The sequence below is a fragment of the Mesorhizobium sp. CO1-1-11 genome (genome assembly GCF_020164995.1).
In the GTDB taxonomy this organism is placed as follows: Bacteria; Pseudomonadota; Alphaproteobacteria; order Rhizobiales; family Rhizobiaceae; genus Mesorhizobium; species Mesorhizobium australicum.
Genome location: NZ_JAIUHE010000011.1, coordinates 163,452 through 183,555 on the forward strand (window position 1 = coordinate 163,452; position 20,104 = coordinate 183,555).

The 20,104-nt window shown below is 58.4% G+C and carries 20 protein-coding genes; 7 read left to right on the plus strand and 13 right to left on the minus strand.

Features of this window, described 5'->3' with window-relative positions; genetic code table 11:
* The first annotated feature begins 387 nt into the window (after positions 1–387).
* Positions 388–642: a hypothetical protein gene (locus tag LB554_RS15060; RefSeq protein ID WP_224585283.1), complete on the plus strand. Its 255-nt coding sequence runs from the start codon at positions 388–390 to the stop codon at positions 640–642.
* Here the strand turns inward: LB554_RS15060 and LB554_RS15065 are convergent.
* Genes LB554_RS15065 through LB554_RS15095 form a run of 7 tightly spaced genes read right to left on the minus strand, consistent with a single transcriptional unit; the run spans position 639 to position 9,915 of the window.
* Complete coding sequence (locus LB554_RS15065) at positions 639–2,720, minus strand: AIPR family protein (RefSeq protein ID WP_224585284.1); 2,082 nt, start codon at positions 2,718–2,720, stop codon at positions 639–641. The genes LB554_RS15060 and LB554_RS15065 overlap by 4 nt on opposite strands.
* Positions 2,717–3,694: a PD-(D/E)XK motif protein gene (locus tag LB554_RS15070; RefSeq protein ID WP_224585285.1), complete on the minus strand. Its 978-nt coding sequence runs from the start codon at positions 3,692–3,694 to the stop codon at positions 2,717–2,719. Before LB554_RS15070 ends, LB554_RS15065 begins: the two co-directional genes overlap by 4 nt.
* Positions 3,691–5,787 carry a Z1 domain-containing protein gene (locus tag LB554_RS15075; RefSeq protein WP_224585286.1) on the minus strand — a complete coding sequence of 699 codons (2,097 nt, stop codon included), beginning with the start codon at positions 5,785–5,787 and terminating at the stop codon, positions 3,691–3,693. Before LB554_RS15075 ends, LB554_RS15070 begins: the two co-directional genes overlap by 4 nt.
* A gap of 17 nt (positions 5,788–5,804) precedes the next feature.
* A complete protein-coding gene (locus LB554_RS15080) occupies positions 5,805–6,464 on the minus strand; it encodes a hypothetical protein (RefSeq protein ID WP_224585287.1) in 660 nt (219 codons plus the stop codon).
* Positions 6,457–7,956 carry an ATP-binding protein gene (locus LB554_RS15085; protein WP_224585288.1) on the minus strand — a complete coding sequence of 500 codons (1,500 nt, stop codon included), beginning with the start codon at positions 7,954–7,956 and terminating at the stop codon, positions 6,457–6,459. The genes LB554_RS15080 and LB554_RS15085 overlap by 8 nt, the downstream gene beginning before the upstream one ends.
* Position 7,957: 1 nt before the next feature.
* On the minus strand, positions 7,958–9,451 hold the full coding sequence (locus tag LB554_RS15090; protein WP_224585289.1) for a DNA cytosine methyltransferase: 1,494 nt from the start codon (positions 9,449–9,451) through the stop codon (positions 7,958–7,960).
* Positions 9,448–9,915, minus strand: a complete 468-nt coding sequence (locus LB554_RS15095) for a very short patch repair endonuclease (protein ID WP_318013206.1) — start codon at positions 9,913–9,915, stop codon at positions 9,448–9,450. Before LB554_RS15095 ends, LB554_RS15090 begins: the two co-directional genes overlap by 4 nt.
* Positions 9,916–10,300: 385 nt before the next feature.
* On the opposite strand from LB554_RS15095, the gene LB554_RS15100 reads away from it, so the two are divergent.
* Both LB554_RS15100 and LB554_RS15105 read left to right on the plus strand, forming a co-directional pair.
* Positions 10,301–11,167, plus strand: a complete 867-nt coding sequence (locus LB554_RS15100) for an SMODS domain-containing nucleotidyltransferase (RefSeq protein ID WP_224585290.1) — start codon at positions 10,301–10,303, stop codon at positions 11,165–11,167.
* A gap of 3 nt (positions 11,168–11,170) precedes the next feature.
* On the plus strand, positions 11,171–11,671 hold the full coding sequence (locus tag LB554_RS15105) for an SLATT domain-containing protein (RefSeq protein ID WP_224585292.1): 501 nt from the start codon (positions 11,171–11,173) through the stop codon (positions 11,669–11,671).
* A gap of 454 nt (positions 11,672–12,125) precedes the next feature.
* Here LB554_RS15105 and LB554_RS15110 read toward each other — a convergent pair whose 3' ends face one another.
* Positions 12,126–12,890, minus strand: a complete 765-nt coding sequence (locus LB554_RS15110) for a hypothetical protein (RefSeq protein WP_224585293.1) — start codon at positions 12,888–12,890, stop codon at positions 12,126–12,128.
* A gap of 263 nt (positions 12,891–13,153) precedes the next feature.
* Here LB554_RS15110 and LB554_RS15115 point away from each other — a divergent pair, with 263 nt between their 5' ends.
* Complete coding sequence (locus LB554_RS15115; protein WP_224585294.1) at positions 13,154–13,699, plus strand: recombinase family protein; 546 nt, start codon at positions 13,154–13,156, stop codon at positions 13,697–13,699.
* 351 nt (positions 13,700–14,050) lie between these two features.
* Entirely contained in the window at positions 14,051–14,359 is a 309-nt protein-coding gene (locus LB554_RS15120) for a hypothetical protein (protein WP_224530388.1), read from the plus strand.
* Positions 14,360–14,571: 212 nt separating this feature from the next.
* On the opposite strand, the gene LB554_RS15125 is transcribed toward LB554_RS15120, so the two are convergent.
* Positions 14,572–14,817: a hypothetical protein gene (locus tag LB554_RS15125; RefSeq protein ID WP_224585295.1), complete on the minus strand. Its 246-nt coding sequence runs from the start codon at positions 14,815–14,817 to the stop codon at positions 14,572–14,574.
* A 354-nt stretch (positions 14,818–15,171) separates the two neighbouring features.
* Between LB554_RS15125 and LB554_RS15130 the strand changes: the two genes are divergently transcribed.
* Entirely contained in the window at positions 15,172–15,333 is a 162-nt protein-coding gene (locus LB554_RS15130; protein WP_224585296.1) for a hypothetical protein, read from the plus strand.
* A gap of 245 nt (positions 15,334–15,578) precedes the next feature.
* On the opposite strand, the gene LB554_RS15135 is transcribed toward LB554_RS15130, so the two are convergent.
* On the minus strand, positions 15,579–16,298 hold the full coding sequence (locus LB554_RS15135) for an SOS response-associated peptidase (protein WP_224585297.1): 720 nt from the start codon (positions 16,296–16,298) through the stop codon (positions 15,579–15,581).
* 638 nt (positions 16,299–16,936) lie between these two features.
* On the minus strand, positions 16,937–17,185 hold the full coding sequence (locus LB554_RS15140; RefSeq protein ID WP_224530394.1) for a hypothetical protein: 249 nt from the start codon (positions 17,183–17,185) through the stop codon (positions 16,937–16,939).
* A 253-nt stretch (positions 17,186–17,438) separates the two neighbouring features.
* On the opposite strand from LB554_RS15140, the gene LB554_RS15145 reads away from it, so the two are divergent.
* The gene (locus LB554_RS15145; protein ID WP_224585298.1) at positions 17,439–17,810 is read left to right on the plus strand and encodes a response regulator; all 372 of its coding nucleotides are present in this window, start codon (positions 17,439–17,441) and stop codon (positions 17,808–17,810) included.
* Positions 17,811–18,124: 314 nt separating this feature from the next.
* On the opposite strand, the gene LB554_RS15150 is transcribed toward LB554_RS15145, so the two are convergent.
* Entirely contained in the window at positions 18,125–18,397 is a 273-nt protein-coding gene (locus LB554_RS15150) for a hypothetical protein (protein ID WP_224585299.1), read from the minus strand.
* A 174-nt stretch (positions 18,398–18,571) separates the two neighbouring features.
* Entirely contained in the window at positions 18,572–19,969 is a 1,398-nt protein-coding gene (locus tag LB554_RS15155; RefSeq protein WP_224585300.1) for a recombinase family protein, read from the minus strand.
* Positions 19,970–20,104 lie beyond the last annotated feature (135 nt).

Below are 20,104 nucleotides of genomic sequence, written 5' to 3' on the forward strand. Positions count from 1 at the left end.
TGTGCCTCCTCCAAGACGTTCCAACACCAAGAACGAGGCCTCAATGCGGTCATACAGAGCCGATCTGCATGCATGAGTTTTCCGTTAGGCTCAGCCTGGTGTTGCTAGGCAAGCTCACGCCGTAACCTGCCTGAACAGCCAAACCCTCGCAGCGTTGTTGTAAAAAGCTTCCGCGCGGAACCCATGTGGTCGACGCCCCTTGTCCGCGAGTATTTCAAGGGCCGTCCCCACGCCTTTGAGCATTGTGCCGCTGCACTTGCGCGGCTCGTGATTCCAGACATCGCGGGCCTAGACGTAACGCGACCATCGCGTGACGGAGGTCGAGATGCTGTAGGCCAGCTGCGTGTCGGTACCGCTCCGAGCGGAACCCTTCGCCCTTGAGGCGACGTGCTACTCGCCGCCGACCGCTGTCGGAGTAAAGGACATGTCCCGGCTGATCCCCATCTCAGACATCGGCAGTTTGGTGTTCTGGTCACCACGTCATGCGTTGACCTCCTGGCGTATAAGGAGATCAAGGAAGATCAGCACCCGATCCTGATCCTCTCTGCCAAGGACATTGTTGAGCTGCTGCGAAGAAATGGCCGAGGCAGTGTGACCGCCGTCAAGACATGGCTCGAAGAGGAATTTCCGAAAGAAGCCTAACTGGCTTCAGCCGCCGGCTCGTTAAGGCCGCTTGCGACAATCCCCGCGCGGTCGACAGCTAACGCAGCTTCAAGTGCCGGCTTTGCCTGCTTCGGTGAAGGCTTCTGCACCCAGCCGCCAGCCGCATAGCTAGCGAGTGTTCGGCAGATCGCGGCCACGCGGTAGTGTACCACACCGGCCTTCAGACCTTTCTCCGCCACATCGAGCCAGATAGCACCGTTGAGCTTCATGCACAGAGCTATGCGGTCGTAGTCCGCGACGGAATGCGTGGTGCCCATCGGCGCGACCATAGGACCATCTTCGGCGTTCGCCGAGACATAGGATAGCTCTGGAGGAAGCGGGTCGCTGATAGGCGGAAGCTGCTTCTGAATTTCCTGCCAGCATTCGTCCTTCTTGTACCACTCGCTGGGGTTCTTCTGACCGGCGGACGTGCGCATTGCTATATCCATCTGCGGGGCCCAGGTTTCAATGAGCTGTTCCAGCTCCGGGCTGATAGCTTGGCGAGACCAGAGGCGGTTGAAGTCGATCCTGCCTCCAGTTCTGTGGGAGAGACCGGCCACGACATACGCTGTGATCTGCGCTCCGTAGGCCGGAAACTTCATGCTTCGGACCTTCTTCTCGGTCGCGCGGTAGAGAACCGCCAGTGCAACCAGCTTTTTGAACCATGCGTCGCCGATGGCCCCCTGAGGCTCATCCTTGAGTCGCTGCATGAAATGCTGGAAGTTCTTCTGGCCGCCAAGGCAGACCCGGTATGGAAGTCCACCCCAGGCGGCGAGATAGCGGGCAACGTCCAGCTTGCTGAGACGCCTGTTCTTGGGCGTCTGCGTGCGGAATGCATGCTGTTCCGTCTTGCGATACGCCGCCTTCTGCTCGGCTGCGATGTAGGAGCCGCGAGCCCGCTCATAGAACCAGCGGCCTTTGCCGTCGTCGAGCCACGTATTGTTAGCGATCGTCTCGATGTTCTGGTGGAAAGGATCGTTTGCCGAGAAATCGGCGAGTTGCACGGTGTTCTGGCGGTTGGCAGCCCGGGAAATGGAGGAGACCATTTCGCCGAGGTCGGCACCGCCCACCTTGATGATCTTGATGGGAACCGAGACGTTGTCGAGGCTGACACTTTCCTTGCGGCGCGCGCGGTGAAGGGAGGCCGTCGTCTGGCCGCCATTCACGACCTGAAGTCCTTTCAAGGATATGATTTCTGTTCCGCCAGCGCCGTTGTCGGCGAGTTCGAGATCATCGACTGTTGCCACGATCCCGTTATTGAAGGCGAGGAACATGGACGGTTGTTCGACGATCGTGCGGCGCAGCTCGGCGTTGACGCTCTTCCTGCCCTGAAGGCCGAGAAATGCCCGGACGTTGAGTTCGAGCAGGCGAACGCCGTAGCGCTCATAGATTTTTGAAAGGGCCTCACCGGGTAGAACTGCAAGGTACGCGTCATAGCCGCCGTCATGGCTGGGCACATGGAGGCAGGAAACGCCGTCGCCGGTAAGTGCCACAAGGTCCACCGCGATATCGGCCCGCGTTTCGCCTTGACCGAGGACGCGCTGAAGCCTGACGATGTCATATGCCTCGAACAGGACTTCGCGATCCCGCCACCGCGCTGAGCTGGCCAGACTGCCGACGATGCCATCGGTAAGCAGAACCACGCGAACGACAGCCAGGTCCTTGGCCTGCGTTTCGATCAGGCGGGCCAGATCGCTTGCGTCTGTGTTTGACGGCTCCAGGTCCTTTGCCAAGCCGTTAACGCACGCACTGACGAAACGAAGCGCGCGCTCGATGGCTTTTGTCACATCGGCAGTTGGCAGCTTTGCCGCCGGAAGCTCGCCGCTGTAGATGGTCGTGAACAGGTCAAGGCGCGAGCGCTCCTCGTCAAAAGCGTAGCCATCGATCCGATAGAGCGCGTTTCTAACGCGGCCTTCCTGGTAGAGCGGAAACGTCGATTCAAGGTGCCCGGCATCTTCTAGTCGTTCAAGGACGAGACGAGTGAACACCTCCTGGGAGAAGGGTGCGTCGGTCGTGAGGCCTTCGTCGACCTCGGCGACAATTTCTTGTGAGAATGCCGCTACTACATCATCTGTCATGACGGGTCTCCTTGAATGAACGCTTCAAGGACGAAGGTCGTATCGGTGGCAAAGCCTGCGATGGCTCGCACATCGAGCGAGTAGGTGGCGTCGGTAATGGCGACGGGAAGATTTGCACGGATCAGGCGCGGGAAGTTCTCCTGGACCTGGTAACTTTCGATGGCGCGGAGCTGAACCCTGGGCACGGCGCGCGCAACATCGTCATCGGGCATCAGGCCACGACTGAGAAGCGCATTCTCGAAGGCACGGCGCCCTGTATCATTCGGCAGACGGGTGGAGATATCAGAGATGAAATCCCGCAGGGGCTTTCCTTCCGGTGTCTCAATCAGCCTGACATGCATGAGATCGAGGCGGCTGAGGCCGGAAGCATCAAGCTGGTCCAGAGCGGAAATTGTAATCGTCGATGAAGGTCCAAGCCCCGTCTTAATTTCCAGAGCATGGCCTCCATCTACGAAGTCATGCAATCCGTCATTGGGTGCTTGCCAGGTCGAGAGGCCGTTAGCGTGGGATGTGAGTATCTGGTCCAGAATGATGAGTTCTCCAATCAGGCCCACGGTTTCGGGTCTTGAGAGACCGTCGCGTCGATCGCGGAGGAACTGTCGCCAAGCGTCCAGGCGTGCGAGAAACTGATCTAGTGCATCATTACGATTTGCCAGTGCTGCAGCACTGACCACGTCGGCACAGATCGTTGCGAAGAGATCGCGTCTGGAACTGTCTTCGAGCGAAAGCACCAGGAATATACCCGTCGTGTCGGGCATGAGGCTGAGGCGCATGCCGCCGAGTTCGAAGAGAGCATCCGGACGCAGTTCCGTCTGCAACATCAGGCAAGGTGCATTGTCGGTGGCTCGCATTGCGGCCAGGACATCAAGAGGAACCTCAGTCGAAATCAATTTGGACCGATACTGACGCGAAACTGGCGCGCTTTTTGCGAGCGTATCCCAAGCTTTGTTCAGTGCGACAAGCCAGCCGGTCATGACACCTCGCGCTGACGGACGCTGTTGATCAGATACACGCGTTTGTCGGCCGCATCACTATCCGGGAAGCTGACAACGACGCTGATTACGGGGCGTTCAGTCTTCTCGACCTCTGCCTTTACGGGATCGATGGGATAGATGATCAGCAGGCCGTTCTGCGGCCGCGTGCCTCGGGCTTTGCGGATGAATTCACCAGAGGGGACATCCGTCGGCAGCTTGGTGCGTGTCAGCCGTTCGTTGTTGGTCATGGTCAGCGCAGAATCGAATTCCTCATCGGTAAGATCGATGGCCTGATCAAGCGGGCTGAGGGCGGTGCCGATGATGAAACGGTCGCCCGGCATGGGTTTGCCGTTTCTGGATTCCCGGGGTGAACGCAGGATGCACTTGATGCGGCGGTCACCGAGATCAACGGGCTCTTCATCGCCAGTGGCAAGGTAGACAGTCCAGTCTGTAAGCTCGGGGGGGTTCATCGCCAGCTGATCGCTGATGTAGGTCGCAAGCTTCTTGCCATCGACCTGCTGGCTTTCCGGGGGGAAGGTCAGGTTTTTCAGGTAGGCTGCAATGTCCTGGCCCGAAATGCCCGTCCACAGTGTGCCCGAGGCCCTCTTGTTACCCGGTCCCGGACGGCGTGGATTGTCCGTTCCGGCACCGAGTGCGACGAGGAAGTCATCGGTCACCGAGGCGTTGCGCTCAATAGTCGTTGCGTCCTGGAACATGACCGTCTGGACCTTGCCCTCACCCGCGTAGCTACTCTGGTGAATTTCGGCGTGACGCTGCTTGTTCTTTGCGGTGACTTCGAGAATGTCATGCACCGCGACCTTGAGGCCGAACTGCTTCGGCGTCGCGTTCGTGATGGACATCTCATAGAACTGGCCCCGCAGTTCCTTCTGCGCGGTCGCTACGTACCGGAACCAGTCTTCCATGTCTGAAGTCGTGAAGAGCCGGCACAGATCGGCGAACCCGCGGCGATAGCCGAACCAGCGCCCCATCTGCAGAAGGCTGTCATACTGGCGCGAAATGCGCAGGAAATAGCTGACTGAGAGCCCTTCGAGCGTAAGTCCCCGAGAAAGCTTGTCACCGCCCACGGCGATGACGGAGTAACCAGTCTTCTTGTAGGCGTCGTAGTCAATGTCGGCCTTCGTCTTGCCATTGGCCGTGATGACCTGGATCTTGTCTGAGCTTTCCGGAAGCTTGGTCAGAACCTGTTTCCAGGTCACGGGCAATGTATTACGCCCATATACCGTTGTTCTGACTTTTTCAGTCGTCGGCAGGTAGTCGAGTTCCCACACCGACTTGAGGCGCTGGAGTGTTTCGCGGTCGGCGTTGGAAATCATGGCGCGCGTTTCGACCAGGTACTTTTCTACCTGTCGGTGAACCCCGGAATGAACGTCGACGTATCGCGACACATGCACAAGCATCGAGTTGTGTTCGGTTTCCTGCCCTCTGGCGGCGCGTGCCGCGCAGGTGAGTAGGAAGGCGTCGATTGCCCGTTCCAGGCTTCTCGGAATGACATCCTGGCCGTTGAACAGGGGCTTGAGCGTCTTGTCGTGCTTTTCCGGTATCCAGTTTTCTTCGGTCTGCTCAAGCGGCCGGACCAGAGGCAGGCCAGGGTTGTCCGCGTCATCGTTCGTACCGAAGACCGCGGCTGGGCCGAAATAGTCATCGGGCGGCGTGAGCGAAACGATGAAGGTCGAGGGGAAGAGGTCAGGGCCGAAATTCTTCGCCGATCGTTCGTCATGGATGAAGATGTTTGCAAACGGCGTTGCCGTGTAACCCACGTAGACGCGGCGCTCGAAGGACATCAGCAGACGACGGATTTCACCGTTGACCCGTTTGGGCTCGTATTCTTCCCTGAACGTCCCGTCTTCCAGGAGCGGCTGGTCGCCCGTATCGACTGACGCCTGGTCGGATTCATCGTCGATGACGAGGACTGGGGCGGCCTTCGCAGGCCCCGGCAGACGCGAAATCCAGCCGTTGAGGTTTTCCAGCACCTTCGCGTTCTTCTTGACGACGAACACACAAGGCTGGTTGACGGGAGAGAAGCTGAGCTGGTCGGCGATGCGTTGATTGAAGTCTCCGTTCGGGTCAGCCATCGTCAGGCTGTCGACTGTCAGCTGCGCGTTGAATTACCGACGCCGATGATGCGCATCGGCTGGTTGGGCTGTCGGGTCTTCGGATTGGTATCATAACCCAGGAAGTCGTTGTCGAAGCGCTTCTGCGTCTGCAGGCGCAGAATTTTATGCATGCCGGCGAGGACGATGATGATCCGGTAGCCGGCGTCTGCAGCGCGGTTGACGACGCCGGCATAGCTGGCGGTCTTTCCTGATTGCACGTCGCCCACAACAAGACCGCGCCAGTCCCAGCTGCCGGGCCGCTTGGGATCGTCCATTACTTCAAGGATTCTCGCAGTGCTGTCCTGGAGCTGCAGAACGGATTCTTCTGGCCATCCGTCTTCCTCAAGCTTGTTGAGGTAGCGCCGCATGAAATCTCCCGGCTGGCGTCGCTCACCGACATACCAGGCGGCCGGTCGTAATGTGTCGATCAGCGAGAGCGCTGGCCCTTGTTCGGTGACAAAGATAGTCCAGAGCAAGCGCGTTGCCGCCTCAAGCTGTTCGGGGGAGATGATCTGCTTCGTGGTCAGGCTGAAGATGGGCGCATCCAGGCGGATGATCTTCGCGATGCTTTCGCGCGTGATCTCGTCGCCAAGGTCCTTTTGGATCTGCAGAATTTTCCGCGCTCTCAGAGCGAGAGCCTCGACAGCATCAGCCATGCGTACCCCCCAGTCTTCTTGTTAGTTCCGTTCGCAGCTGTGTCAGGTCTCCGGGAAGATTTAGTAGAAGTGCATCAATGCGCTGGTCTGTCGTCATGCTGGCAGGCAGAGCCTTGCCGAGTTCGACGAGTTGTTCCGTCAGCTGTGCAATATCGTCGGCGTCAAGGGTAGGGACTTCGGCGCCTTCAGATTCCGACACGTCGAGCCAGATGCGTTCCACGGGAACGCTGCGCTCGATGATCGACAGTACGGCGTTAAGCGGGCGCAATCCGCCGGTCACGGCCGCACGACATGCGACAACAACGGGATGATCCCGATTGATGCGGTACTGAATGCCTTTGGCGCTCGGCACAGCCAGCCAGACTGCGGGTACATCGTGGCGCGCGCCGTGATGGTGGGGACCCCGGCCGCGGAAAGCGAACACTTCTCGAGCTTCTTCGCGGGAGCGTCCTGCGATGGCAGTCAAACGGGCATGTAGTGCGCCGGGCGGACGCGCCTGGGACTTGCGCACATCAATTCGCCAGTCGCGATCAAGTCCGGTGGGCAGGTCGACTTCGATGCGAGCGAGGCGGCTCGCTTCGTCGCGCGTCCAGGTTCGAACGCCGCCTAGGCCGAGCCAGCTGCCTGCGACCAGCAGGCGCTTGCCGCGATAAACGTAAAAGCCCTGCCGTGCGCCCCAGCCCCCAGGGCCGCCTGCGAGTTCATAGTCCCGATCGTTTTCGAAACGGTCACGGTGCGGAAGCACATAGGGTTTGACAGTGAACGACGCCCCCGCGTGACGAATGCGTTCGGAGGGCATCTCCTGCGTTGAGGGGTGTGTTGTCTGGAAGGGGTCCCACGCCTTGATCGCGCGTCCGTTGAGCGTGATTGAAAGGCGCGACGCGTCACCGCTGATGAAGCGGTGAAACACCATGCCGAGATGCGCGCGGATTTCTTCGATGCGCAGATAGAAAGCTTCTTTCTGGAGGCCCGCGAGACCGCTCAGTTCGTCGACCCGGTCCCAGACGATGAGGGTGCCGGACGGGCGCTGCGCGAGTTCCGCCACGAACGGACGTGTCGGAAGCGGATCGGGTACGATCGCGATCCAGCCACGCGTGGTGATCGTGTCGACATCAAGTGTGATGGCACTAAGGGTCGCGTCGGCCTTGGTGATGACGGTCATTCGACGACACTGCGAGAGGGAGGCGGTCTTGAGCCCCATGCCGAACCGGCCGAGGTCGGATGCCTCACGGGGACTGTCGGGTCCCTGTCCGCCGAGTTTCAGTGCCTGGGCGAGGCGCTTTTCATCTATGCCTTTGCCGTCGTCGAGAATTGCGACGACTGGCGTTCCGTCATTCCATTGGAGGTCAATCTCGACGGAGCGAGCCTGCGCGGTGATGCTGTTGTCGATCAGATCGGCGAGCGCCGTTTCAGGCGAGTAACCCAGGCCTCTCAGCGACGTGATGAGGGCCGGTGCTTCCGGGGTAATCTCGATGATACGTTGAGGCGACATGTCACGCCGCCTGCCGGTCAGAAGCCTCTTTATTCTTGCCGGTTCGACTGGTCAGCTGCTCTTTGAGGACGCGGGCAACTGCGAGGCCGAGTAGCGGCGGGACGGCATTGCCGATCTGACGGAAGGCAGCATTCATCGCGCCGGCAAAGACGAAACCGTCTGGAAACGACTGGAGCCGTGCTGCTTCGCGCACTGAGACAGTCCGCTTCTGCGTGCTGTCGTAGTGAATATGCGAGTAGGTATCCTTCCCCATGTGCGCGGTCAATGTGCGAGAGGGCTTCGACGGATCAAGCTTCCACCACTTGTTCGGAAACTTCTCCGGATCATAAGGCGGGACCACCTGCGCACGCAGATCCCTGTAGGCGTTCGACTCCTTGCTGATGTGCGTCAGCCCCTGGGCGATCAGTGCGTCCTGGAACATCTGTTCAGCAAGCGCGCGTGCCTGCGGATAGTCGGCACCGTGCTTCATGCCCGCGAAGATCGGGAAGTCACGCGGGGTTAGGCGAATGAGGTGGCCGTTGGCGCCATCGGCGGTTTCGAAGCCGGGCCAGTTCCGCATTTTCAGTGCATACGCCGACGGGCCGGTAGCCAGCTCCCGATAGGGCAGAACTTCCGAGAGCTTGCGGCGTCTTATGTCGGCAGGATTGCTGGCGTGTTCCTTGATCCTCGGCAGGTCATCCAGCGCGGCTTTAGCGCCGACGGCATCGGCTAGGTCCGCCGAGGGGATATGGATTCCGTGGAAGCGGTGGCTTCCGGGGTCAACATGTTTAAGGGCTACACGACGAGAGCCTTCGTACCCGCGCGGCAGATCGAGGAAGTGCAGCGGTTCCGGAAATTTCGGTGCTTTGCCGAGGACATCGGCGAGTGCGACGATGAAGAGACGCTCCCGGACCTGGGGTACGCCGTAGTACGCCGCATTGAGGATTGTGTAACCGGTGCGATATCCCGACAACTCGAGGGTCTCGCAGATTTCCTCGGGCACGTTGTGACCACCGAAATTCAGAATGTCCGGCACATTTTCGATGAGAATGATCAGCGGCTGCGTGTCTTCGACGAATTTGAGGAAGCGACGGTAGAGCGAAGCGCGCGGGTCTTTCTGAAACGCGTGTTCGTGGCCGGCAATCGAGCGTAGCTTGGAGCGCCCAATTCGCGCGAACGCTTGGCACGGCAGGCCGGCGGCAAGAACGTCGAAGGACTTTGAAGCTGATGTTTCGAACCCCAGATCCTTGACCAGCTTCGCGGCCGTTACATCTTCCATATCGCGCGGCTTCGACCAAGCGTCATCAGGCTCGCGGTCGCCGCCGAAATTAAGCGCATAGCTTCGCGCGGCTTCAGCATCGAGTTCGATGTGCGCGGAAAGTTCGAAGCCAGCAGTCTTCAGTCCGAGTGATAGCCCCCCGCAACCCGAGCAGATTTCAAGTGCGCGCGGGCTCGCGCCGGTCTGCAGGCGAACGAGCTTGTTTCGGCGAATCTGCTGGTGGTCGGATGCGGTCATGATTCCAAATATGCCTGGAGCTTTGACTTCAAGCCAGGCAGATCATCAACCTCGCATTCCCAAACGACTGCTACCCTCCACCCCAAGCCCTGAAGCTCCCTTCGCACGCGTTCGTCCCGGACGACGTTACCCTTAAACTTTCCCTGCCAGAATTCAATGTTGGACTTGGGGCTATAGCAGCACTTGCAGCCTTCGTGGCGATGCCAGAAGCAACCGTGGACGAAAACGACTGTTTTTCGTGACGGAAAGACAAGGTCGGGCTTTCCCGGCAGATCGCGGCGGTGGAGGCGGAAGCGATAGCCCATCGCATGGGAAAGCTTGCGAACGGCCATCTCGGGCTTCGTGTCCTTGCCTTTGATGCGGCCCATCATGGCTGACCGCGCTGCGGGTGTGACAATGTCCATGGCATGGATGATACGCGAGATGCCGTGAGACCTCGATAAAAAATGAAGCGCTGCCAGCACGATCTAGAAGATGTCTCCTAAGTGGATTCTCGCCGGGGCACACGGGAGTTGGATCGACGATCAGCTATTGGGGCTATGAGCGACCTCGTTGCCCAATGGCCGCTTTGCGCCTCAGACCGGCCGCTCACGGTGGATTCGGTCGTCACTGTCATTGCCACCTATAGGGCCGACTACGAAACCGAGCTTCTGTGTAGGTGGTTTCTTCGGCAGTGTGGCCACGTCTGAACTCCTCCGTCGTGCACCGAACTTTTCAGTATGGTGGGTATATAATACAATCGTTGAGTAGAGAACTTAACTGAGGATAACTGTGAAGCGACTCCCCGATCCTTCGCAGTTTGCGAGCACGCTGTGCTAAACACGCCGATCGCTTGGGGACTTACAATCAATGCCGACGACAGTGTCAGCAGCGTTCGATCAACTCCATTCCTGGCTCGTACCTACGGCGACAGAAAGCCAAGCTGCAGCATCCCATCGCGCCAGTATAGAGGCGTGCCTGAAAGCCAACTTCGGAATGACGAGATTTTTCCGATCTGGTTCATTTGGGCACGGCACTTCGATACGAGGAATTAGCGACGTGGACTACATGGCAGTTCTCCCGGCCGCCATTCTTCATTCGAATTCCACAACCGATTTGGAAAGTGTGAAATACGCTTTGGCGCAGCGATTTCCCAACACGAACGTCAGCATAAGAAATCCTGCCGTAGTGGTGGGTTTTGGCACGGAGGCCGGCGAGAGGCACGAGATCACACTCGGCTACTTCATCGAGACCGTGGGCGGGTCGAACGTTTATGGGATCTCGAATCGTGCAGGAGGTTGGATGAAAACCAGCCCCAACGCGCATGGTAAATGGGTTGACGGCATAAATGATAAGCTGGACAAGAAACTGAAACCGCTCATTCGCTTCATGAAACTCTGGAACTTCATGCGAACGGGTGGCATTCGATCCTTTTATCTTGAGTTGCGAACTGGCGAATACGCGAGTGAGGAGCCAGCGATAGTCTATTCAATTGACTTCCTTAGAATGCTTCGTCGCCTAAGGGCCAAGGGGTTGGCCATGATGCAAGACCCCATCGGAATTTCCGGTTATGTCTATCCATGCAGTGACACTGTGAAGATCGAAGCCTTGTCGAGGATAGACACTGCGATCGCGCGAGCTGAGAAAGCCGGTGAAGCTGAAGACCGCGGGGATATGGCGCTTGCCTTCGAGTACTGGCGGTTGATTTTCAACGACTACTTTCCGAAATACGGGTGACCGATGGGCAAGCAGCTACTCATCAACGAAGCACGGCGCCTTGAGGAGGATCTCCTTTGGTCGATGACCGCATGCTTCCAGATAGCGACCTATTGGAGAATGCTTCACTGGGCGATTGGTATACCTAGCGTCCTCACAGCAGCCATCACCGGAATTAAGGCGGTGAAAACAGGTGACCCGCAGACCTTGGCGTATTTTGCCATCGCATCCGCAGTTCTGAGTGCTCTGGCGACGTTTGTGAATCCCGGTCGCTCCGCCCGAGAGTTTCACAATGCAGGGGTTCGGTGCAGCGCGTTGCGGGGAAAGTTGCGTCGGTTTTGGCAAATAGACGCCACGTTGGATGACCCTAACCTCCGGAAAAAACTAGAGAAATTAGCTGATGAAAAGTCACATCTGATGGAGACCATGCCTCATACTGGCGGTCTCGCTTATTGGCTTGCCGCTAGAAGCATTGGAAAGGGCCAGAACACGCACGAAATCGATAAGGTGCCAACCGGAGCTTAGACCGCGAAGTCGCTGCGACAACGTATAGCCCAATGTTCAGCACAATGATCAAAACAATGATCAAAATCGAGCTACGCGCTGGGATTCGCACACGGCTCTATGAGGCCGTGAACCGACTGCATGCTTCTGATAGAGGCCAGGTAGCTTGCTGTCGTTTTGGTTCTGCGTAGCCGCGCAAATCTTCCCCTAGTCAGATTCCGACCCCATCGTCGCCATCCGGATAGGATCCGCCTGCTCTTGAAACCCGCCGTTGTTTAACCCTACCAGAATCACTGACCCGAAGGTGATGCTGGCGTTGGCAAACGAGATGAGATCAAGGAATGTGGTAGGCACCTCTTCATCTTGCCGATGGTCTTCCAGACGACGAAATTGATTAGCCAAAGGAGAGAGAAGCCGAACAGTACCACGTTGACAATCGCGAACGAGGTGATTGTGGGCGAGTCACTCATCGCGGCTAATGTTTGAGCTTGTCCCGTTTGGTCTTCTTGTCCTCCAACAGAAGCTGGCTTCTCAGAGGTTCGTCAGTCCGTAGCTTGGCCAAGAACTTGACGTTAGGACGGTGGGCCCGGGATTCCACCAGCCCAAACTCTTCGTCCTCCCGCTTCCATACCACAGGCCGCATGAGCTCAGGCAGAAGCGGTTCGGGAAGGCGGGGCTCATGATATTCTACTATTAACTGGACAGCCTGTTGGCGGTCGGAAAACTCTAAGTCCGACAGGCCCCATTGGAGTTGAGTTACAGCGTCTTGCAGTTCCTGATGGTACCGCGAGCCGCGGTTCGCTGCGGTGTTCTGTTCAAGATTCTCCAGCCGGTCGAGAGCCCGGTTGATCCTGCCGGGAGTTTCGATGCGGCGCTGGCGGGCTACGATATCTTTCGATTTAATATTCGCTTCGGACATAAATCTTTCGTTGAACGCACCCGAGAATGTCCGCGCATCAGTAATGGCTTCGAGCAAGCCGTTTTTGAAGTCGGGGTAAATCGCTATACCCCCATAGGCCGCCAAAAGCCCGGCACCGATCTTCTTGACAAGCGCCCTTGATATGAGGCTGCCGACCTGAAACACGATCTCGACTTCGACTTCCATCGGAAACACGGAACTTGCGATTTCATATGCAAGCGCCTCCGCCCGACGACCCCACTCGGCTAGCTCGGCATCCGTTCCGCTAATGTTCGTATGGAGATAAGCCTGCGCAATGGTAGTCACGATGGCGCCACCCAACCATAATGCCCGATAAGAATTTTCCCCAACGCGATACAGCAGAATCAGCGCCGGTGGAATATGAGCGCCCCTAAAGCCCCAGGTCTCCCAACATCAGGGTGACCTTGCTCCGGGTACCCGGAGCGCATTGCGGCATTCGCCTCACCATCAGGGTATACCCCCGCGTGACGTAACACCCCCACAGCGTGCGGGCGTAACATCTGGGTTGACAGCGACTATTTGTGACAGGGTAGCGTCAGGCCTAAACCTTGAGGTGACAGGCTATGGCTCGCATCGGTTACGCTCGCGTCAGCACCGCTGACCAAGATCTCGAAACGCAACTCGCGAAGCTGAAAGCCGAGGGCTGTGAGGTCATCCGCTCAGAGAAGGTGTCGGGCGGCAGCCGCGACGGCCGAGCCGAGCTGGCAACGGTGTTGGATTTCCTCCGTCCGGGCGACGAACTGGTTGTGACGCGCCTCGACCGGCTCGGCCGCGATACCCGCGACGTGCTCAACCTGATTTACGAATGCGAGCAGAAAGGCGCATTCGTCACTGTGCTCGATCCACACGTATCGACCCGGGGCGAGATGGGGCACGTCGTGCTGACTGTGCTTGGCATGGTCGCGCAAATGGAACGACGCTTCACTAAAGAGCGACAGCGTGATGGCATCGAGCAGGCCAAGCGAGCGGGTGTCTATCGTGGAGGGAAACGCCGACTGGATCGCGACACTGTTCTGCGGCTGAAACAAGAAGGCAACGGACCGGCAGCGATCGCCGGTGCACTGGGCTGCTCCAGAATGCAGGTCTATAGGATTTTGTCAGAGGCGTAGCGAGGGCTTGCCGGGCTGGCTGGTTCTTTTGACGGCCTTGGTGTCGACTCCCCTCTCGGAGTCCATGCGCTCGCTTCAGCGCCGCTGCCATGACGTGATGGAGAGCCGCCACTCGCATCCTTCCAAGATCTGCGGGTTGAATGTGCGCAGACCCTCTTCACGGCAGTGGCATGGGATGTCGATGCGATCCCGCCCAGGTGAGCTATGTGAAGGGGCAGCTCCGGACACTTCTGCCGGGGCGCCTGAAGCGGTGTGCGCGAACTCCGGGCCTACCTCTTATAGCGGACCTAAGTCATGCAGGAACCTCCTGGCATGCATCGAGTTGAATGACGTAGCCAAACGGAGCAACTGATGAACGTCGCCAACCTGCAACTCGAGGGGCTGATGATGGCAGTAGCGGCCGTCAACAACGCGCTCGTCCACAATGGGGTGTTGTCGATAGATGCCATCGACGATGCGTTGCGCAAGGCTGAAGCTTCAGTTACAGGCGAAGAGCGGGTCTACGAGGACATGTCGCCGGCCAACAGGGATGCGATCTGCTTCCCGTTGAGGCTGCTGCAGCTCGCCAATCTCTCGCAGGACGAGACCGGGGTGCCGCCCTTCTCGGAGCTGGCGCGGCAGGTAGGGCAAACCAAGGAACCGTACAACGACCAGAGGTAGTGTTGTAGGGCAGGCGAACCGAAAGCATTGCGCCGCCACAGTCTGGGCTGTGCGGCGTCTGTGTAATTACGCTGGGGCAACCATGTCTAAGGCAACCACCTTAGCGGGCCGCGAGGGGTTGTGAAGGCTTGTCCATCGGTACTGCCTAAGCGCGCCAGGTAGGTTGCAGAGGTACCCAGCGGGCATCTTTCGACGTTCCGGGAAAGCGCCGCTCATCCCCTGAACCTTTCGGTGTACCAGGTGATCTTGCCGTCCACCTTCATTGGCTTGTGGATCATCAGCCTCTTGGGAAGGTGCTCGGGATGGACTTCTAGGAGCGTGATCTTCACTTGCGGCTTGCACCGGTTGCAGTCGAATTTCAGCTTCAACGGATCAGCGCCGCCGCCATAGACCATCATGAGATCGGCCGATCTGCAGTAGCGGACGTTGCCGCAACTGCATTCCACCTTCACAAGCATATTGTGCCGGGTCGCCTTCCCCAGCGTGTCGATCGGATCGTGCGCCATGAGAACAGAAAAGGAACAAAATCCTTGCCCGTCAAGCGGCCTTATGGAATCTTTGCGCAGATGAGCGACGAACCAATCAGGCTTCCCGACGGCGTGGCGCCCGCGCCGCGCGAGCGCGCCAGAGTGCTAGGGCACATGTGCGAGCGCACAGGTTGCGCGAAGCACGAAGGGTTCGGCTTTGCTCGGCATCGCCAAGAGCCGCATTGGTTCTGCTTCGAGCACCGGGATGATGGGGAACGCTATCTCTGAAGGAGGAAACCCATGGTAGATAGACCACCGTATATGCCCACAGGAATTGGCATTGGCATGCTGGGTGATGACGAAACGAAGATCGGCGTCCTGATTTTCGAGACGGCGGAAGGCAATTTCGATTTCGCCATCAACCAACAGGCGGTCGAAGTCATACGGAAGGCGCTCAGCAAGATCGAGACGCACCTGACGAACGGCAAAATCTCGGACGTGGATTAGCTTCGGTGAAACTAATTTATGCCCCTGACGTTCTTGCCGTCTCAGGTAGGCGGGCAGGTGGTGCTTGGCAGGATTTAGGAAGTTCGGGTGTCGGCAATGTCTCGGCGCCGGCAAGGTTTTTCAATGCGCAAAGTGGCTGAGCTCAAACGGCACTTGTTGCCCGCGCGGAGTGCACCGAGCCGGGTGCAAAGGGTCTACGATCAGAGGCCCTATGTGTCGTGGCAGCGGCCTACAAAGCCCGGAAACTATACGTCGAACAGATCAGTAGGCCCGCGACCGATCTCGTCGATGATATCGGGGGTGTTGTTGCGCGGCGAACCCACCTTGCTGTCGATCGGCCACATCTTCATCAGATCGGACGGAAAAGGCTTCATCAGGTCGCGAGGGTCTTGCTCCGGCCCAAGCCAGCGCATGTAGTCGGCCGGCGCCAGGATCACCGGCATGCGGTCGTGGATCGTCGCCATCAGATGGTTCGGCTCGCAAGTGGCGATGGCAAAGGTCCGCACCAGCTCGCCGGTGACCTTGTCGGCATACTCTTCCCAGATGCCCGCCATGGCGAAGGGCTCATCAGACTTCATCGCGATGGCGTAGGGCTGCTTTTTCTTCCCCGACGCGTCCAGCTTCTGCCATTCGAAATAGCCGTCGACCGGCACCAGGCAGCGGCGCGCATTGTAAGCCTTGCGGAACAAGCCATTGCTGGCGACGGTCTCGCAGCGGGCGTTGACAGGTGGCGGCCGCCCGCCACCATCCCGAGCCCAACCGGGGACCAGTCCCCAGCGCGCCGAGACGAATCCGGCCATGCTGGTCGAGAGCTCTTCACGAATGATGATCGGATAGGTCAGGCTTGGCGCACCGTTCCACAGCGGGAAGCTGTTGCCCAGCCGTTCGACCTCGCCAGGGTGGGCGAATTCGAACCGACGAACCATGTCGGGGATTGTGGTCTTTACGAAAACGCGTCCGCACATTTTGGAGCCGGCAATTACCTAAGGGAAGACCAAAATGGGAACGCATTGTGAACGAGTCAAGCTGACATAGTCACTCCGGCAGGAAGGGATCGAAGTGCACAATCGCGTCGATGATGGTGCGATAGAGGCTAGTTAACCTCCTCGTCGATTTCGCCCGCTTGATGCCAACCGCCTTGGCATCGGCGAGATGGTCAAGGGCGGCGCTGGCGTGAGGCTGAAAGCGGGTGCCTGCGGGAGAGACAGTGGCGGCTAGTAAAACCCGCTGCCTACTGGTGAGCGGGCAGCGGGCCTCTAGTTTCGGTGGGTGGAGGCCCACCGGGCTGCAAATGTGCCGTTCGCAGCCGGCCCCGATGGTTAGCCGCCTTTGCACGGATCAACGACTTACTGATTCGTGAGGAACATCCCGACGTCAGCAACGTTTGCGCGGATGGCTCTCGTTACCGGGTTCGCATCCGCGGTGGTGGTTCTGTTTGTCGTCCTGCTGTTCACGCACGCAGCCCGAGACCTTCATAGCTCGCCAATCTATCACAGGATATGTCGCCGACTGCGCCGAGCCCGTTAGCGCTTCATCGGCTTAGGGGTGATCTCCTAGGTTGCCGGCCCCAAGCCAAGCACCCCGGGCAACTGGGCCGCCCACATCAGTTGCTTGAGGAAGGCGCAGGCCGCACCGGCCCCGTGGTATTCCACTGGATGAACTCGACTTCCTTCCCCGTCACTTCCCGCACAGACTTCAACAGCGCCTCATGCAGGATCCGCGTGGCACGGTAGTGCTCGCAGTGTGGCGATATAAACGGCTTCACGATGCTTTTGTGCAGCGCTTCCGCCGCCACTAGAAAGCGCTCGATTTCAGCCTGCGAAAGCTGTTTTGATGGTTTGGACCGGGCCATTGGCGATCTCCGTTTCGTTGAAGGGTCGCCGCAACAGAGAGGATTATATTCCTCGTCCCGACACGGTTGGCAAGTCCTTTTCGTCAATCGGCCAAGCTGCCATCGCGGTGCTGCATCGCCTTCGCGATCACTTCGAAGATGCTGCCGACTAATAAAGACACCGCCTAGCGATTCTGCTATCCGTGGCTGGAACATACCCGTCCGTTCATTGTTGGAAAGGATTCGCGCGCCAACGCTCAACGGACGGTCCACGATGCATGGCTGCAAAGTCCTGGTTGCCGAAGACGAGCCGGTCATATTGCTTGACCTTGAATTCGCACTCGCCTCAGCCGGCTTCGAAGTGTTCCTCGCCAGCAATGCCGAAATTGCAATGATGGTTTTCGACGGCCAACCATCGCAAATCAGCGCTCTCGTCACCGATATTCATCTCGGGCCAGGAAAACAGCGGGGCTGGGAAGTTGCCCGATACGCTCGGCTGGGAAATCCCACGATTGCAGTCGTCTACGTCACCGCCGACCCCGCTGCTTCACGTGGGGGAGTATCGAATAGCATCATGATCCACAAACCCTTTTTCATGGCTCAGGTGGTCACAGCGCTGACGACGTTACTCAAGGCCCCTGTATGACATGAGCAAGGCAAGGAACGGGTGGCGGGTAGTAACGCCGACGTCAGACTCCCGCACAGATTTTAAGGGAGAATTCGCCAATGTTTGGACTGTGGGAGTTCCATAAGATTGCGGCGACACGGGGTGACGGCTTACGTCCAGAGTTCCTCAGACTGTTTCCGGGACAGCCCGTGAGCGAAGGGCTGACATGCGTCCAAGGTGGGATAGCCGACACTAAGCGGCTGTCGCCTGCTGCTGATGCGAACCGCGAGCGGTCGGCTTCATGTCGCCGATCCAATCCGAATTCCAACTGACCTGCCGATGTGAGCGGGCCATCAGTCGGCCCACCCGGCATTGTGGTGGACGATCGCATCAAGGACCGTCTCATAGACGCTGCCGGTGTCTTCCTCAATCTCAGTGCTGCTGATGCCGAGCGTTCTGGCATCGGCGAAAAGCTTTTGTGTCAGCTCGGCGACTGAGATGACGTCCGCACCGACTGTCGTCGGAACGTTGGACCGGATCCACTGGTCGAGCAAGTTCGTGCCGCGCTTGCACCGGTTGCAGTCGAATTTCAGCCTCAAAGGATCAACACCGCCGCCATAGACCATTATGAGATCGGCCGATCTGCAGTAGCGGACGTTGCCGCAACTGCATTCCACCTTCACAAGTAATTGTGCCGAGTCGCCTTCCCCAGCGTGTCGATCGGATCTTGCGCCATGAGAACAGAAAAGGAACAAATTTCTTGCCCGTCAAGCGGTCTTATGGAAACTTTCGGCAGACTCTTAGGGGTGCCGCGCTTCTTCTCCCGATACTGCGGCAACCTTCTTATTCTCACGTCTAGCGCTTGCTCGCTGCCGCGCCGCTGCGATCCTCTCGCTCTTCGTCGTGGGGAACCCGGCTAGGCCGTAGGCATTCACAATCGAGCCGAAGCGCTTCGTGAAAACCTTGTATTTCGGCAGGCCGCTAGCAGCGTTGATCAAAGCCATCGTGACGAATCCAAATTCGGCATGCAGTCGGCGGACGCCATCTAGAAGTTCATCATCAGAGTAGTATTTGCCCCGTAGGCCAGTTGGCGGACACTCAAAACCAACGGCCCTGTAGGCGGTCAGGAGGCTGCCGAAGTGCGCGGAATACGCATGCGAGGATGGTGTGTAGGGGCACTCGTTGATAATATCTTGTGAGAGCTTCTTTTTCGATCGGAAGAGCCGCTTCAGCTTCTTCAGCATGTCCGCTTCCTGCAAGGGATAGATCCGTTGCGAATGAAGCTCCCGCTGCGCTTGAGCAAACGTTCTTGGAGCCACTATAGGTTCCATCACCTTGGTGCGTATCCAAAGTTCCGGAGGGTTGTGGGTGAGTGGCTTTTTCAACTTCCGGCTCGTCCGATTGAAGACGTAGTTCCCGATCATCAGCTCGCATCGAAGAACGCCCTTAACTCTAGCCCAGCCCCATGGGCCATTTGGGGACGGAATATTGGCGTGGTTCAGCGTCTCAACAATCTGCGAAATGCTTCGCTTCTGCAGAAACATCCGGAAAATCTGCCGAACAACCTTAAGCTCATCCTGAGGGCCATGGACGTAAATCACCCGGTCTGAATGCAATCCCTTCCGCTGGCCCGGTTCGAGCAGGCATCGCGGCGTTCCGTCGTCGCTGACCAGTAAGCGCCTAGTCCCGTACGGCGCGGGCCCCCCCTGCTTGAACCCAAGCCGAGCCTGCTGATGGTGTGCTCGGGACAGTTTGGCAGAGAGTTCGCGGCTGTACTCGCCCGCCATTACCCGCTTCAGGCTCTTCATTATGCTAGCGACCATACTGCCGTCATTCTCGAACGGCTCGCCGCAGTAATGCACGTCGACACCAGCATCGCGGCAGATAAATTCATAGTGGGCGGCTTGGTCCGTATCCTGGAATCTCCCCCACCGGCTCACATCCAGCACCAATATGGCCGAGTAGCTAGGCTGGCCGGACACAACGTCGGTCAGCAGTTGCTTCAGGCCATCTCTTCCTTTTAGACTCAGCCCACTCTTGCCGGGGTCAGCATAAGTCTTGACCACGGCAAAGCCACGGCGCTCGGCATACTCCGCTATGGCCGCACACTGATTGTCCAGCGAATAGCGTTGGTGCTCTGTGGACATGCGGATATATTGGGCTGCCGGGGTGCGAACGTCCGATGCGAGCTCAGTCACTGGATGGTCCTCCATGTGATCCGCCTTGGTCGGAACTGTATCATAGAAAAGGCTGCTACGTGGGCGCTGACAGGTGGCAGGCGGGCCTCCACCATCCCGAGCCCATCGGGGGGCCAAGCCACAGCTCACCGAGAC